This window comes from Xanthomonas arboricola, from assembly GCF_002940665.1.
Lineage (GTDB): Bacteria > Pseudomonadota > Gammaproteobacteria > Xanthomonadales > Xanthomonadaceae > Xanthomonas > Xanthomonas arboricola_B.
The window spans coordinates 760,422-775,194 of sequence record NZ_MIGY01000002.1; the positions used below are offsets into that span (position 1 = coordinate 760,422).

Genomic DNA, 14,773 nt, shown 5'->3' on the forward strand with positions numbered 1-14,773 from the left:
ATGAGCAATCTCCCCATCTTCGATGTGGCCGGCTCGGCGCTGCACGCGCAGTCGGTCCGACTGAGCACCATCGCCTCCAACCTGGCCAATGCCGACTCCGTCGCTGGCTCGGCCGAGGCGACCTACAAGCCGATCGAGCCGATCTTCCAGGCCCAGCAAAGTCGCCAGGACCCCAGCCTGACCTCGGTGAACGTCAAGGAGATCACCACCACCAACGCGCCGCCGATCCGTCGCTACGAGCCCGGCCATCCGCTGGCCGATGCCGATGGCTATGTGTTCTCGCCGGACGTGGACCCGGTCTCGCAGATGGTCAACATGATCTCGGCCTCGCGCAATTACCAGGCCGGCGTGGAAATGCTCAACACCGCCAAGGAACTGGCGCTCGCCACCCTGACCATGGGTCGCTGACCCTCCTAGCTGACCCTTCCCTTACGGACCCTTTCAAATGAGCACGATCGGTAGTGACCTCTACACCAGCCTCGGGCTGACCTCCAGCAGCGCCACAACGACCAAGAAGAAGGAAGAATCGCTCGGCCAGGCCGACTTCCTCAAGTTGATGACCGAGCAGCTGCAGCACCAGGACCCGCTCAAGCCGATGGAGAACAGTGCGTTTCTGGGCCAGTTGGCGCAGTTCTCCACCGTGCAGGGCATCGGCGACCTCAACACCAAGGTCAGCAGCCTTTCTGCAGCACAGAGCAGCGATCAGGTGCTGAAGGGCGCCTCGCTGGTCGGGCACAACGTGCTGGTGCCCTCCGCACAGCTCGCCATCGATGCCACCAACTCGGCCAAGGGCGTGGTCGCAGCGACCTCGGCCGGCACCGTCAATTTCGAAATCACCGATGCCAACGGCGCCTTCGTCAAACAGCTCAGCGTGCCGGCCAGCGCCGCCGGTGAAGTGGCGTTTGCCTGGGACGGTACCGATGCCAACGGCAACCGCATGGCCGCCGGCAAGTACGGCGTGACCGCCACCCAGACCGACACCGCCGGTTCCAAAAGCAAGTTGTCCACCTATGTCGACGCACCGGTGGACAGCGTCACGATCGGCTCGGACGGCCTGTATCTCAACCTGACCGGGCTAGGCACTTCCCCGCTCGCCAACGTGCTCCGCGTCAGCTGAGCCGGCAACCGACACTCAAAGGACCTCATCCATGGCTTTCAATACCTCGTTGTCCGGCATCAACGCAGCCAATGCCGATCTGAACGTGACTTCCAACAACATCGCCAACGTCAACACGACCGGGTTCAAGGAATCGCGTGCCGAGTTTGCCGACATGTTCCAGAGCACCAGCTACGGCCTGTCGCGCAATGCGGTGGGCTCGGGCGTGCGCGTCAGCAATGTGGCGCAGCAGTTCTCGCAGGGCAATATCGATCCGACCGGGCGCAGCCTGGACCTGGCGGTCTCCGGCGAAGGCTTCTTCACCGTGACCTCCAACGGCGCCAAGATGTACACCCGCGCCGGCAACTTCCAGACCGATGCCAACGGCTATGTGGTCAATCCGCAGGGCGCGCGCCTGCAGGTCTTCGCTCCCAACCCGAGCGGCAACGGCTTCGACGTCGGCCGGCTGTCGGACCTGCAGTTGCTGACCACCGACAGCCCGCCCAAGTCGACCTCCACGGTCAACCTGGCCTTCACCCTGCCCGGCAATGCCACCGCCCCGACCGTGACCCCGTTCAGCCCGGCAGACGACAAGACCTACAGCCACTCCACCGGCGGCATCAATGTCTACGATTCGCTGGGCGTCAGCCATGTGCAGACCTCCTACTTCATCAAGACCGCCAACCCGAACGAATGGCAGGTGCACAACTACGTGGACGGCACCGCGGTCGGCGCGCCGACCACGCTACAGTTCTCCGATACCGGCGCGCTGACCACCCCGGCCAACGGCATCATCACGATGGACCCGTTCACCCCGAGCACCGGCGCCGGCGTGCTGAGCATGCAGCTCAACGTCAGCGGCTCGACCCAGTACGGCGAAACCTTCGCGCTGCGCGACACCCGCCAGGACGGCTATGCCAGCGGCAAGCTCAACGAGATCAGCATCGACACCAGCGGCGTGGTGTTCGCGCGCTACTCCAACGGCGCCGACAAGCCGCTGGGCCAGGTCGCGCTGAGCAGCTTCGTCAACCCGCAGGGCCTGCAGTCGCAGGGCAACAACATGTGGGCCGAAAGCTACACCTCCGGCTCCGCCCGCACCGGCGCACCGGACACCTCGGACCTGGGCCAGATCGAATCCGGCTCGCTGGAATCCTCCACGGTGGACCTGACCGAGCAGCTGGTGAACATGATCGTGGCCCAGCGCAACTTCCAGGCCAACTCGCAGATGATCTCGACCCAGGATCAGGTCACCCAGACGATCATCAATATTCGTTAACGGCTGGGAATCGGGAGTGGGGAATCGGGAATCGTAAGAGCTGGCATTGCGTGCATCGGATGCCGGCCTTGTCCCCTCTTCCAGTCTCCAGCAATCCCGCTCTTGCGATTCCCGATTCCCGATTCCCGATTCCCGATTCTCCATTCCCGACTCCCCAATCCCGGTGCCTCATGGACAAAGCTCTCTACGTTGCGATGACCGGCGCCCGTGCCTCCCTGCAGGCGCAGGGCACCGTGTCGCACAATCTCGCCAACGTCGATACGGTGGGGTTCAAGGCTGCGTTGGCCAATACCGAGGCGTTCAAGATCCAGGGCAAGGGCTATCCGTCGCGGATCGATGCGCTGCATGTGGACCAGGGCTTCGACCGCAGCCAGGGCCACCAGAAGGTCACCGGCAATCCGCTGGACGTGTCGCTGCAGCAGGACCGCTGGCTGGCGGTGCAGTCGCCCGATGGCAGCGAGGCCTATACCCGCAACGGCGAGCTGGCACTCACCGCCAATGGCCAGCTGGTCACCGCCAATGGCCATGCGGTGCTGGATGAGGGCGGCAACCCGATGACGATTCCGCCGCACCAGGCGATGGAGATCGGCAGCGACGGCAGCATCTCGATCATTCCGCAGGGCGAAGGCCCGCAGACCATGGCCATCGTCGGCAAGATGAAGGTGGTCGATGCCCCCGCCGACCGTTTGACGCGGCGCGCGGACGGGCTGATGCGCAACACCAGCACCGACCCGGCGCAGGCGTTTGCTGTGGCCACCGGCAAGACCGTCAACAGCGGCATGCTGGAAGGCAGCAACGTGGATGCCGCCGGCGCGCTGGTGGAGATGATCCAGCTGCAGCGTCAGTTCGAAATGCAGGTCAAGATCATCAAAAACGGCGACGACAACGCGCAGTCGGCCAACTCGCTGCTGCGGGTCAGTGGCTAAGCGCCACTGACGCCCACTGCCCACCGCCGCTTGGCTTGCCGCTCTGCCCAGCACCTGGATGGCGGCCGCCCGGGGGATGTGGCTCGCGAGCGAAGTGGCATGTCGTTTAACCCTGCGGTCCCGCAGCTGGTTCGTACGCGGTTGATGCCGACTAGCGATGGTTTGACGGCAAGGTGTGTGCGGTTGGCAACGCTGTTGAGCTGGGCCTTCGCTACAGAGTGGCTGGTGCGTGACCTGGCTGCAGGGCCCCTGCCCGCCCACCCTCGCGGGACACGCCGCAAGTACGGATCCATGCCGCGTAAGGTCCCGCGACGGTGGGCGGGCAAGGACCTGTCGAGATGGTCGGCACGCAGGATTGCGAGCAGAGCATGCGGTGTGTTGCTCGGATCGCATCGCTTCCGATCCGCTTCCCGATTCAAACCGAGCAACAAGCAGCTTTTCACACGACCACCGATTCACTCCCAGGTGCGGTGTCCTCGCCGATTACGGGACCGGGTGGCGGCATGGATGCCGCCACCGAGCCTACATGGACGTATTCGCAGCGTGTCCCGCAAGCGGTAAGGCCGCCGCGCGCTCGACCAACCAGCCTGTTGACTGCGTCGCAATGCCGGAACCCTTACGCACGCAGCGCCAGGGGTTCACGCGTCGTCGAACACACCGCGGAACGGCGACCGATCTAACGCGCCTATCTGCCGCGCAGGTTTCCACCGCTTCCGCTTCGCCGCTGCCTACCCGCCGCCAGCCCTGCCCCGCGAAGGCCGCCGCGCCCGCCCCGCGTGATCCAGCGCACAGCCGGCAAAAATCCGGCGCGGGTTTGGCACGGCACGTGCATATACCCACCCGTACCCGGAACACATCCCCGGGTCTAACGAGGAATCGGGTCATGAATCAGGCTTTGTGGGTCGCCAAAACCGGACTGGATGCGCAGCAGACGCGCATGTCGGTCATTTCCAACAACCTGGCCAATACCAATACCACCGGCTTCAAGCGCGATCGTGCGGCGTTCGAAGACCTGTTGTACCAACAGGTGCGTGCGCCGGGCGGCTCCACCTCCGCGCAGACGCAGCTGCCGACCGGCCTGCAGCTGGGCACCGGTGTGCGGGTGGTCTCCACCTTCAAGGGCTTCGACCAGGGCAGCCAGCAGCAGACCGGCCGCGCGCTCGACGTGATGGTCAACGGCCGCGGCTTCTTCGAAGTGCAGATGCCTGACGGCACCTCGGCCTATACCCGCGACGGCACCTTCCAGATCAATGCGCAGGGCGAGCTGGTCACCAACAGCGGCTATCCGCTGCAGCCGGGCATCCAGATCCCCGAAGGCGCGCAGTCGCTGACCATCGGCAACGACGGCACCATCAGCGTGACGCTGGCCGGCCAGGCCGCCGCGCAGGAAATCGGTGCGTTGACGCTGACCGACTTCATCAATCCCTCGGGCCTGCAGTCCAAGGGCGAGAACCTGTTCGTCGAAACCACCGCCTCCGGCCCCGCGCAGAACGGCACCCCCGGCCTCAACGGCCTGGGCAATACCGTGCAGGGCGCGCTGGAAGGCAGCAACGTCAACACGGTGGAAGAACTGGTGAGCATGATCGAGACCCAGCGCGCCTACGAAATGAATGCCAAGGCGATCTCCACTACCGACTCGATGCTCGGTTACTTGAACAACAACGTCTGATCGGCCCGCCGGTCGCTGCCCTCTCAGGAATCCACGCCATGTCCCGCCTGCCTTCTCTCTCCTCCCTGTGCCTCGCCATCGCCTGCAGCGCGCTGCTGGGCGGCTGCGTGGCGGCCGGCGATGTGCGGCCGTTCGCCGAACTGGCGCCGATCGTGCCGGTGGTGGCGCCGGTGGCGCAGCCCACCGCCGGGGCGATCTACGCCGCCGGCCCGGGCCTGAATCTGTACGGCGACCGCCGCGCCCGCGATGTCGGCGATCTGCTGACGGTGAACCTGGTCGAAAGCACCACCGCCTCGTCCACCGCCAACACCAGCATCAGCAAGAAGGACGCGACCACCATGGCCGCCCCGACGCTGCTGGGCGCTCCGCTCACCGTCGGCGGCCTGAACGTGCTGGAGAACAGCACCAGCGGCGACCGCAGCTTTGCCGGCAAGGGCAACACCGCGCAGAGCAACCGCATGCAGGGCAGCGTGACGGTCACCGTGATGCAGCGCCTGCCCAACGGCAATCTGGTGATCCAGGGGCAGAAGAACCTGCGCCTGACCCAGGGCGACGAGCTGGTGCAGGTGCAAGGCATCGTGCGCGCCGCCGACATCGCCCCGGACAACACCGTGCCCTCGAGCAAGGTGGCCGACGCCCGCATCGCCTACGGCGGCCGCGGCGCGATCGCGCAGTCCAACGCGATGGGCTGGTTGAGCCGCTTCTTCAATTCCCGTCTGTCGCCCTACTGAGCCTGCGACCATGAATCTGTTTTCCCTGCCTTTCCGTCTGCTGGCCGCCGCTGTGGCGGTCTGCGCGATCGCCGCGCCGGCTTCGGCCGAGCGCATCAAGGATCTTGCCCAGGTCGGCGGCGTGCGCGGCAACGCGCTGGTCGGCTACGGCCTGGTGGTCGGCCTGGACGGCAGCGGCGACCGCACCAGCCAGGCGCCCTTCACCGTGCAGAGCCTGAAGAACCTGCTCGGCGAGCTGGGCGTCAATGTGCCGGCGAACGTCAATCCGCAGCTGAAAAACGTCGCGGCCGTGGCCATCCATGCCGAACTGCCGCCGTTCGCCAAGCCTGGCCAGCCGATCGACATCACCGTGTCCTCGATCGCCAACGCGGTGTCGCTGCGCGGCGGCTCGCTGCTGATGGCACCGCTGAAAGGCGCCGACGGCCAGGTCTATGCGATGGCGCAGGGCAACCTGGTGGTCGGCGGCTTCGGCGCGCAGGGCAAGGACGGCTCGCGGGTGTCGGTCAACATTCCCAGTGTCGGACGCATTCCCAACGGCGCCACCGTCGAACGCGCATTGCCGGACGTGTTCGCAGGCACCGGCGAGATCACCCTCAACCTGCACCAGAACGACTTCACCACCGTCTCGCGCATGGTCGCGGCGATCGACAGCAGCTTCGGCGCCGGTACCGCGCGTGCGGTGGATGGCGTGACCGTGGCAGTGCGCTCGCCCACCGATCCTGGTGCGCGTATCGGCCTGCTGTCGCGGCTTGAGAATGTCGAACTCTCGCCGGGCGATGCGCCGGCCAAGGTGGTGGTCAACGCACGCACCGGTACGGTGGTGATCGGCCAGCTGGTGCGGGTGATGCCGGCAGCGATCGCGCATGGCTCGCTCACCGTGACCATCAGCGAAAACACCAACGTCAGCCAGCCTGGCGCCTTCAGTGGCGGACGCACCGCGGTCACCCCGCAGTCGACGATCACGGCCACCTCCGAAGGCAGCCGCATGTTCAAGTTCGAAGGCGGCACCACGCTCGACCAGATCGTGCGCGCGGTCAACGAGGTGGGCGCCGCGCCCGGCGACCTGGTGGCCATCCTGGAAGCGCTCAAGCAGGCCGGTGCGCTCACGGCGGAGCTGGAGGTGATCTGACATGCGTATCGCAGCCTCGCCCATTGATCTCAACCCGAGCACCAAGGCCGATCCCGCCAAGATCGACAAGGTCTCCCGTCAGCTCGAAGGACAGTTCGCGCAGATGCTGGTCAAGAGCATGCGCGATGCGAGCTCCGGCGACCCGATGTTTCCTGGCGAAAACCAGATGTTCCGCGAGATGTACGACCAGCAGATGGCCAAGGCGCTGACCGACGGCAAGGGGCTGGGCCTGTCGGCGATGATCTCCAAGCAGCTGAGCGGCGACACCGGCGGCCCGGCATTGAATACCTCGCTCAGCACGGCCGAAGCCGCCAAGGCCTATGCGCTGGTGGCCGGCAAGCGCGACGCCTCGTTGCCGCTGCCGACCCGCGATGGCGCGACAGGCAGCGTCGGCGCAAACAGCGGCACTGCCGCAGGCATCGGCGCGGGCAGCCTGAGCGGCATCGGCATGAGCCAGGTGCTGGATCTGATCGCCGGGCGCACCGGCAGCAGCGATGCCGGCAGTGACGATGCGGCCGCACTGAGCTGGCCCTCGGCCAACGATCGCTGGAGCGACGTGGCGGCCAGCGATGCCGCCGATGCCAGCGCCGCGGTCACTGCAAGCGCGGCGAGCAGTGCTGCCGCCAGCCTGGGCGAGCGCACCCCGGAAGGCTTCGTCGCCAAGATCTGGACGCACGCGCAGAAGGCCGCGCGCGAACTGGGCGTGGATCCGCGTGCGCTGGTCGCACAGGCGGCGCTGGAAACCGGCTGGGGCCGTCGCGGTATCGGCAATGGCGGCGACTCCAACAACCTGTTCGGCATCAAGGCCACCGGCTGGAGCGGCGACAAGGTCACCACCGGCACCCACGAATACGTCAACGGCGTCAAAACCACCGAAACCGCCGATTTCCGCGCCTACGGTTCCGCCGAGGAGAGCTTTGCCGACTACGTGCGGCTGCTGAAGAACAACAGCCGTTACCAGCCCGCCCTGCAGGCCGGTACCGACATCAAGGGTTTTGCACGCGGCTTGCAACAGGCTGGATACGCCACCGATCCGGGCTATGCAGCCAAGATCGCGGCGATCGCCAACGGTCCGACCATCGACCGTGCGGTAGCCGCGATCGGCAACGCGGCGGCCGACCTGTCCAACCGCTATGCCAGCACCGCCGAGCCTGCTGGGCTCGGCACCATTCGTCGTTGAGGTAAACGCCCATGTCCATCATGTCCACCGGGACCAGTGCGCTGATCGCCTTCCAACGGGCGTTGTCGACCGTTAGCCATAACGTCGCCAACATCAATACCGAAGGCTACAGCCGCCAACGTGTGGAATTTGCAACGCGCACGCCCACCGACATGGGCTACGCGTTCGTGGGCAATGGCGCCAAGATCACCGACGTGAGCCGGGTGGCCGACCAGCTGGCCACCTCGCGCCTGCTCGACAGCGGCGGCGAGCTCTCGCGCCTGCAGCAGCTATCCTCGCTGTCCAACCGCGTCGACAGCCTGTACTCCAACACCGCCACCAATGTGGCCGGGCTGTGGTCGAACTTCTTCGACTCCACCAGCGCGGTCTCGTCCAATGCCTCGTCCACCGCCGAACGGCAGAGCATGCTCGACAGCGGCAACTCGCTTGCGACGCGTTTCAAGCAGCTCAACGGGCAGATGGACAGCCTGAGCAACGAGGTCAACAGCGGTCTGACCTCCTCGGTGGACGAGGTCAATCGCCTGACGCAGCAGATCGCCAAGATCAACGGCACCATCGGCAACAGCATCGACAATGCCTCGCCGGATCTGCTCGACCAACGCGATGCGCTGGTATCCAAGCTGGTCGGCTTCACCGGCGGCACCGCGGTGATGCAGGACGGCGGCTTCATGAATGTTTTCACCGCAGGCGGCCAGGCGTTGGTGGTGGGGACCACCTCGTCCAAGCTGACCACCGTGGCCGACCCGTATCAGCCGGCCAAGCTACAGGTGGCGATGCAGACCCAAGGCCAAAATGTCAGCCTCAGCGCCAACTCGCTGGGCGGACAGATCGGCGGCCTGCTGGAATTTCGCACCAGCGTGCTGGAACCGACCCAGGCCGAACTCGGCCGCCTGGCCGTGGGCATGGCCAGCGCCTTCAACGCCGGTCACGCGCAAGGCATGGACCTGTACGGCGCGATGGGTGGCAATTTCTTCAATATCGGCTCGCCCACCACCTCCGCCAACCCCGCCAACACCGGCAGCGCGTCGCTGAGCGCCAGCTTCAGCAACATGTCGGCGGTGGATGGGCAGAACGTCACGCTCAGCTTCGACGGCACTGCGTGGAAGGCCACCAATGCCAGCACCGGGTCGGCGGTGCCGATCAGCGGCACCGGCACCCCCGCCAATCCGCTTGTGCTCAACGGCGTCAGCCTGGTGGTCGGCGGCACGCCGGCCAACGGCGACAAGTTCTTGCTGCAGCCCACTGCCGGGCTGGCCGGCACCTTGTCGGTGGCCATCACCGACCCCTCACGGATTGCCGCGGCCACCCCGGTCAAGGCCACCGCCACGGTCGCCAACCTGGGCACCGGCAAGATCAGCGACGTCAAGGTCACCAATGCGCAGAATCCGGCGCTGCTGACGCCGGCGTCGGTGGAGTTCATCGATGCCAACCAGTACACCATCGACGGCACCGGCCCATTCGCCTACACCGCCGGCCAGACCATCAGCGCCAACGGCTGGAGCTTTGCGCTGGACGGCGCGCCCAAGGCCGGCGACACCTTCGGCGTCGGCCCCACGGGCGCCGGCTCCAGCGACAACGGCAACGCCAAGTTGCTGGCCAATCTCGACGATGCCAAGGCGCTCAACAGCGGTACGGTCACGCTCAACGGCGCGCTGTCGGGCCTGACCACCTCGGTCGGCTCGGCCGCGCGTGCGGCCACTTACGCCTCTGACGCGCAGAAGGTCATCAACGACCAGGCACAAGCCAGCCGCGACTCGATTTCCGGCGTCAACCTGGATGAAGAAGCCGCCAACATGCTGAAGCTGCAGCAGGCCTACCAGGCCGCCGCACAGATGATTTCCACTGCCGACACCATTTTCCAAGCCATCCTGGGCGCCGTACGCTGATGACCGACCGTATCTCCACCAGCATGATGTACAGCCAGTCGGTGTCGTCGATGACGGCCAAGCAGTCCCGGCTGAACCAGATCCAGGCCCAGCTCGCCAGCGGGCAGCGCCTGGTCACCGCCAAGGACGACCCGGTCGCCGCCGGCACCGCCGTCGGACTGGATCGCGCGTTGGCCGCGATCACACGCTTTGGCGAAAACGCCAACAACGTGCAGAACCGGCTCGGCCTGCAGGAAAACGCCCTTTCGCAGGCCGGCGACAAAATGGCGCGCGTCACCGAATTGGCGGTGCAGGCCAACAACTCCTCGCTCAGCCCCGACGACCGCAAGGCGATTGCCTCGGAACTGACCGCGCTGCGCGACAGCATGGTCAGCCTGGCCAACAGCACCGACGGCACCGGACGCTACCTGTTCGGCGGTAGCGCCGATGGCAGCGCACCGTTCATCAAGAGCAATGGCAGCGTCACCTACAACGGCGATCAGACCCAGAAACAGGTCGAAGTGGCGCCGGACACCTTTGTCAGCGACACCCTGCCCGGCAGCGAGATCTTCATGCGTATCCGCACCGGCGACGGCACGGTGGATGCGCACGCCGACAGCGCAAATACCGGCACCGGATTGCTGCTGGACTTCAGCCGCGATGCCAGCACCGGCAGCTGGAACGGCGGCAGCTACAGCGTGCAGTTCACCGCCGCCGACACCTACGAGGTGCGCGACAGCACCAATACGGTGGTCGGTACCGGCACCTACAAGGATGGGGAGGACATCAATGCGGCCGGCGTGCGCATGCGCATCAGCGGCGCACCGGCGGTGGGCGACAGTTTCCAGATTGGCGCCTCCACCACCAAGGACGTGTTCTCCACCATCGACGACCTGGTCGGCGCACTCAACTCCGACACGCTGACCCCGCCGCAGAAGGCGGCGATGATCAACACGCTGCAGTCGTCGATGCGCGACATCGCACAGGCCTCGTCGAAGATGATCGACGCGCGCGCCTCCGGCGGTGCGCAGCTGTCGGCGATCGACAACGCCAACGCGTTGCTGGAGTCCAACGAGGTCACCCTCAAGACCACCCTGTCGTCGATCCGCGATCTGGACTACGCCTCGGCGCTGGGCCAGTACGAACTGGAGAAGGCCTCGTTGCAGGCCGCTCAAACGATTTTTCAGCAGATGCAGTCGTCGTCGTTGTTCAACCTGATCCGCTGATTTGCAGCAGAAAACCTGCGTTTTCTGCACTCCTGCGCGCCAAAACTTGCGCAGGCCGACGGAGTTTATTCGTCGAAAGTTATACCAACGCTAAAGATCTGCGGGGTGCTGCCGAATAAACCAAACCCCTTGATACACAACGCTTCCGTATTTCGTCCTGTAGCAGAAAACAGTAAAAAAATACTGGATTTCGCTAAAGGTTCCCGACGCAACGCCGTTATTCATCTCAGCAGCGGCAACGGCCAACTTGATGGCCCCCCTGCGGAGGCTCCGGGCAAGTCCCCCTTGCCGGAAAAATCGCTTAGGAGAAATCAAAATGGCACAGGTAATCAACACCAACGTAATGTCGCTGAACGCTCAGCGTAACCTCAACACCAGCAGCGCGAGCATGTCGACGAGCATCCAGCGTCTGTCCTCGGGTCTGCGCATCAACAGCGCTAAGGACGACGCCGCAGGTTTGGCGATCTCCGAGCGTTTCACCACGCAGATCCGCGGCCTGGACGTTGCCTCGCGCAACGCCAACGACGGTATCTCGCTGGCCCAGACCGCCGAAGGCGCGATGGTGGAAATCGGCAGCAACCTGCAGCGTATCCGCGAGCTGTCGGTGCAGTCGTCCAACGCCACCAACTCGCCGACCGACCGTGACGCGCTGAACTCCGAAGTCAAGCAGCTCACCGCTGAAATCGACCGCGTCGCCAACCAGACCAACTTCAACGGCACCAAACTGTTGAACGGCGACTTCTCCGGTGCGCTGTTCCAGGTCGGCGCCGACGCCGGCCAGACCATCGGCATCAACAGCATCGTCGACGCCAATGTCGATTCGCTGGGCAAGGCCAACTTCGCTGCCGCCGTCTCCGCCGCTGGCGTGACCGGCACCGCCACTGCATCCGGCTCGATCAGCGGCATGAGCCTGTCGTTCAAGGACGCCAGTGGCAACGCGCAGAGCGTCACCATCGCCGATGTCAAGATCGCCAGCGGCGAAACCGCCGCCGATGTGAACAAGAAGGTCGCGGCGGCCATCAACGACAAGCTGGACCAGACCGGCATGTATGCCTCGATCAAGACCGACGGTACGGTGCAGATCGAATCGCTGAAGGCCGGCCAGGACTTCACCTCGCTGACGGCCGGCACCTCCAGTGCCACCGGCATCACTGTCGGCGCGGGCATCACCACCGCCTCGGCCGCGTCCGGCTCCGCCACCTCGACCCTGAGCAGCCTGGACATCTCCACGTTCTCCGGCTCGCAGAAGGCGCTGGAAATCGTCGACAAGGCGCTGACCGCGGTCAACTCCTCGCGCGCCGACATGGGTGCGGTGCAGAACCGCTTCACCTCCACCATCGCCAACCTGAGCGCTACCTCGGAAAACCTGTCGGCCTCGCGTAGCCGTATCCGCGACACCGACTACGCCAAGGAAACCGCCGAGCTGACCCGCACGCAGATCCTGCAGCAGGCCGGTACCGCGATGCTGGCCCAGGCCAAGTCGGTTCCGCAGAACGTGCTGAGCCTGCTGCAGTAATCGGCAGCGCTCCGTAGCAACTCCAGAGCCCCTCTTCGGAGGGGCTTTTTTGTGGCCGCGAATCTTTCGCCCCCCAAATCCGGCACGATCGCGCAGCACGGTCTGCCGGCGCGGTTTTCTTGACGCATGCCCGGCATGGAAATTGCATTACCCAACATCGTGAGCGAAGCGGGTCGCTGCCGCTAAAGTCCTGGCGGATGCGGCCGATACCCGTCTCGTAATCCCATGCGTCCATCCTTGCTTGGACGCCCAGACGAGGAATGCAACATGGCATCGGTGATCAGCACTTCCGGCTCCGGTCTGGACATCCCAACCGTGGTGTCCACCCTGGTCTCCCGGCAGAAAGACCCGGAGCAGGCGCGTATCAACAAGGCCGGAACCGCCGCGACGACGCAGTTGTCGGCGATCAGCCAGATCAAGAGCAGCATGACCACGCTCAAGTCTGCGCTGGACAAGGTCATCAGCAGCGCCGACACCAATGCCTACAAGGCGACGGTGCCGACCGATGCCGGCTTCACCGCCACCACCACCAGTTCGGCCGCGCCGGGTAACTACTCGGTGGAAGTGGTCTCGCTGGCCAGTTCGCAAAAGCTCGCCTCCGGCGCGTTCGTCGCCGATGCCACCGTCGGCAGCGGCACGCTGACGATCGGGTATGGCGAAAAAAAAATCACCGTGGACATCAGCGGCACCGACAAGCTCGCCGACATCGCCGCCGCCATCAACAAGGCGGCTGATGGCAAGGCCGTCACCGCCAGCGTGGTGACCGCCAACGACGGCCAGCACCTGGTACTCAATGCGATCGACTCCGGTACCAAGGGCGCATTGACCGTCAGCGCCAGCGACCCGAGCCTGAGCAGCCTCACCTATGGCGCCGGCGTCACCGGCGGCCTGACCCAGTCCGTGGCCGCGACCGATGCGCTGGTGCGCGTGGACGGCTTCGAACGCACCTCCAGCTCCAATACCGTCACCGATATCGTGCCGGGCGTGGTGCTCAACCTCACCAAGGCCGCCGAAGGCACCAAGGTCACGTTGGGCGTTGCTGCCGACACCAGCAGCATCAAGGCCAATCTGACCGCGTATGCCGCCGCCTACAACACCGCCAACACCTTGCTGGCCAAGAGCAGCGCCTACGACGCCACCACCAAGACCGCCGCGGCGTTGACCGGCGACGCGCTGGTGCGCGGCCTGCAACAGCAGCTGCGCGGCCAGGTCAGCGGCAACCTCAACGAACTCAAGGCGCTGGGCCTGACCATCGACAAGGATGGTGTGATGAGCTTCGACGGCAGCAAGTTCGACACCGCCATCGCTACCGACGGTGTTGTCGCCGCCGATGTGCTCGGCAAGGACAGCAAGTTCGGCTCGGCCATGACCAAGCTGCTCGACAGCAACGTCAACGTCAACAACGGCACCCTGACCCTGCGTTCGGACAGCCTGAACAAGCAGATCAAGGGCTACGAGGATGACCTGGACGACCTCGACGCGCGCATGACCAAGCTCAGCGATCGCTACACCGCGCAGTTCACCGCGATGGAAACCATGATCAGCAAGCTGCAGAGCAGCACCAGCTCGCTCAGCAGCCTGCTGACGAGCTGATTTCCGTGATGAGGATCCTCAAGTCCCGCAATGGTCTTGCCGATACAAGAAGGGCCTATCGTGATTTCGGCCTTGCCTTCCGGCAGGAGCGTCGTCGCCCGAGCGCAGCGCTCCGGGACCCGCGAAGGTCAGCCCATTGAGGAGTCATCCATGTACGGTTCCAATCGTCAGTATGCCGAGCAATACCGCAAGGTCGGCGTGTCCACCAGCGTGACCGAAGCCGACCCGCACAAGCTGGTGTCGCTGCTGTTCGCCGGCGCCTGCCAGCGCATCCGTCTGGCCCAGGCCTGCCTGGCGCAGGGCGACCAGGCGCGCAAGGGCAAGGCCATCGGCGAAGCCTGCGCGATCGTCGGCCACTTGAACGGATCGCTCGATCACGAAGCCGGTGGCGAGATCGCTGGTAACCTGTCGGCGCTCTACGACTACGTGATGCAGCGGCTGACTGCCGCCAACCTGCACAACGACGAAACTGCGTTGACCGAAGCGCTGGAACTGCTCAGCGAAATCGACTCGGCGTGGAATTCCATCCCCCTGGACCAGCGCGGCCTTTCTGCCGTCTCGTGAGC

Annotated in this window: 13 protein-coding genes; all 13 read left to right on the forward strand. The window is 65.2% G+C overall.

From position 1 onward, the window contains the following. Positions 1 to 408: a flagellar basal body rod protein FlgC gene (gene flgC, locus XarjCFBP7645_RS10415; RefSeq protein ID WP_005914451.1), complete on the forward strand. Its 408-nt coding sequence runs from the start codon at positions 1 to 3 to the stop codon at positions 406 to 408. A gap of 37 nt (positions 409 to 445) precedes the next feature. Continuing rightward, positions 446 to 1,117, forward strand: a complete 672-nt coding sequence (locus tag XarjCFBP7645_RS10420; RefSeq protein WP_104537427.1) for a flagellar hook capping FlgD N-terminal domain-containing protein — start codon at positions 446 to 448, stop codon at positions 1,115 to 1,117. A 31-nt stretch (positions 1,118 to 1,148) separates the two neighbouring features. After that, the gene (gene flgE, locus XarjCFBP7645_RS10425; RefSeq protein WP_104537428.1) at positions 1,149 to 2,372 is read left to right on the forward strand and encodes a flagellar hook protein FlgE; all 1,224 of its coding nucleotides are present in this window, start codon (positions 1,149 to 1,151) and stop codon (positions 2,370 to 2,372) included. 170 nt (positions 2,373 to 2,542) lie between these two features. Then, on the forward strand, positions 2,543 to 3,298 hold the full coding sequence (gene flgF / locus XarjCFBP7645_RS10435; RefSeq protein ID WP_104537429.1) for a flagellar basal-body rod protein FlgF: 756 nt from the start codon (positions 2,543 to 2,545) through the stop codon (positions 3,296 to 3,298). A gap of 883 nt (positions 3,299 to 4,181) precedes the next feature. After that, on the forward strand, positions 4,182 to 4,967 hold the full coding sequence (flgG, locus tag XarjCFBP7645_RS10445; protein WP_016901723.1) for a flagellar basal-body rod protein FlgG: 786 nt from the start codon (positions 4,182 to 4,184) through the stop codon (positions 4,965 to 4,967). Positions 4,968 to 5,005: 38 nt separating this feature from the next. Further along, positions 5,006 to 5,698 (forward strand): flagellar basal body L-ring protein FlgH, encoded by a 693-nt coding sequence (gene flgH / locus XarjCFBP7645_RS10450; RefSeq protein ID WP_104537431.1) that lies wholly within the window; start codon positions 5,006 to 5,008, stop codon positions 5,696 to 5,698. 10 nt (positions 5,699 to 5,708) lie between these two features. Further along, positions 5,709 to 6,827 (forward strand): flagellar basal body P-ring protein FlgI, encoded by a 1,119-nt coding sequence (locus XarjCFBP7645_RS10455; protein WP_104537432.1) that lies wholly within the window; start codon positions 5,709 to 5,711, stop codon positions 6,825 to 6,827. A 1-nt stretch (position 6,828) separates the two neighbouring features. Continuing rightward, positions 6,829 to 8,007: a flagellar assembly peptidoglycan hydrolase FlgJ gene (gene flgJ / locus XarjCFBP7645_RS10460; protein ID WP_104537433.1), complete on the forward strand. Its 1,179-nt coding sequence runs from the start codon at positions 6,829 to 6,831 to the stop codon at positions 8,005 to 8,007. Between the two features lie 11 nt (positions 8,008 to 8,018). Next, positions 8,019 to 9,893: a flagellar hook-associated protein FlgK gene (gene flgK / locus XarjCFBP7645_RS10465; RefSeq protein ID WP_104537434.1), complete on the forward strand. Its 1,875-nt coding sequence runs from the start codon at positions 8,019 to 8,021 to the stop codon at positions 9,891 to 9,893. Continuing rightward, the gene (gene flgL, locus XarjCFBP7645_RS10470) at positions 9,893 to 11,098 is read left to right on the forward strand and encodes a flagellar hook-associated protein FlgL (protein WP_104537435.1); all 1,206 of its coding nucleotides are present in this window, start codon (positions 9,893 to 9,895) and stop codon (positions 11,096 to 11,098) included. The genes flgK and flgL overlap by 1 nt, the downstream gene beginning before the upstream one ends. Positions 11,099 to 11,414: 316 nt before the next feature. Then, positions 11,415 to 12,614, forward strand: a complete 1,200-nt coding sequence (locus XarjCFBP7645_RS10475) for a flagellin (RefSeq protein ID WP_104537436.1) — start codon at positions 11,415 to 11,417, stop codon at positions 12,612 to 12,614. A 267-nt stretch (positions 12,615 to 12,881) separates the two neighbouring features. After that, positions 12,882 to 14,207 carry a flagellar filament capping protein FliD gene (gene fliD, locus XarjCFBP7645_RS10480; protein WP_104537437.1) on the forward strand — a complete coding sequence of 442 codons (1,326 nt, stop codon included), beginning with the start codon at positions 12,882 to 12,884 and terminating at the stop codon, positions 14,205 to 14,207. A 150-nt stretch (positions 14,208 to 14,357) separates the two neighbouring features. Then, positions 14,358 to 14,771 carry a flagellar export chaperone FliS gene (gene fliS, locus XarjCFBP7645_RS10485; RefSeq protein WP_104537438.1) on the forward strand — a complete coding sequence of 138 codons (414 nt, stop codon included), beginning with the start codon at positions 14,358 to 14,360 and terminating at the stop codon, positions 14,769 to 14,771. Positions 14,772 to 14,773: the final 2 nt, after the last annotated feature.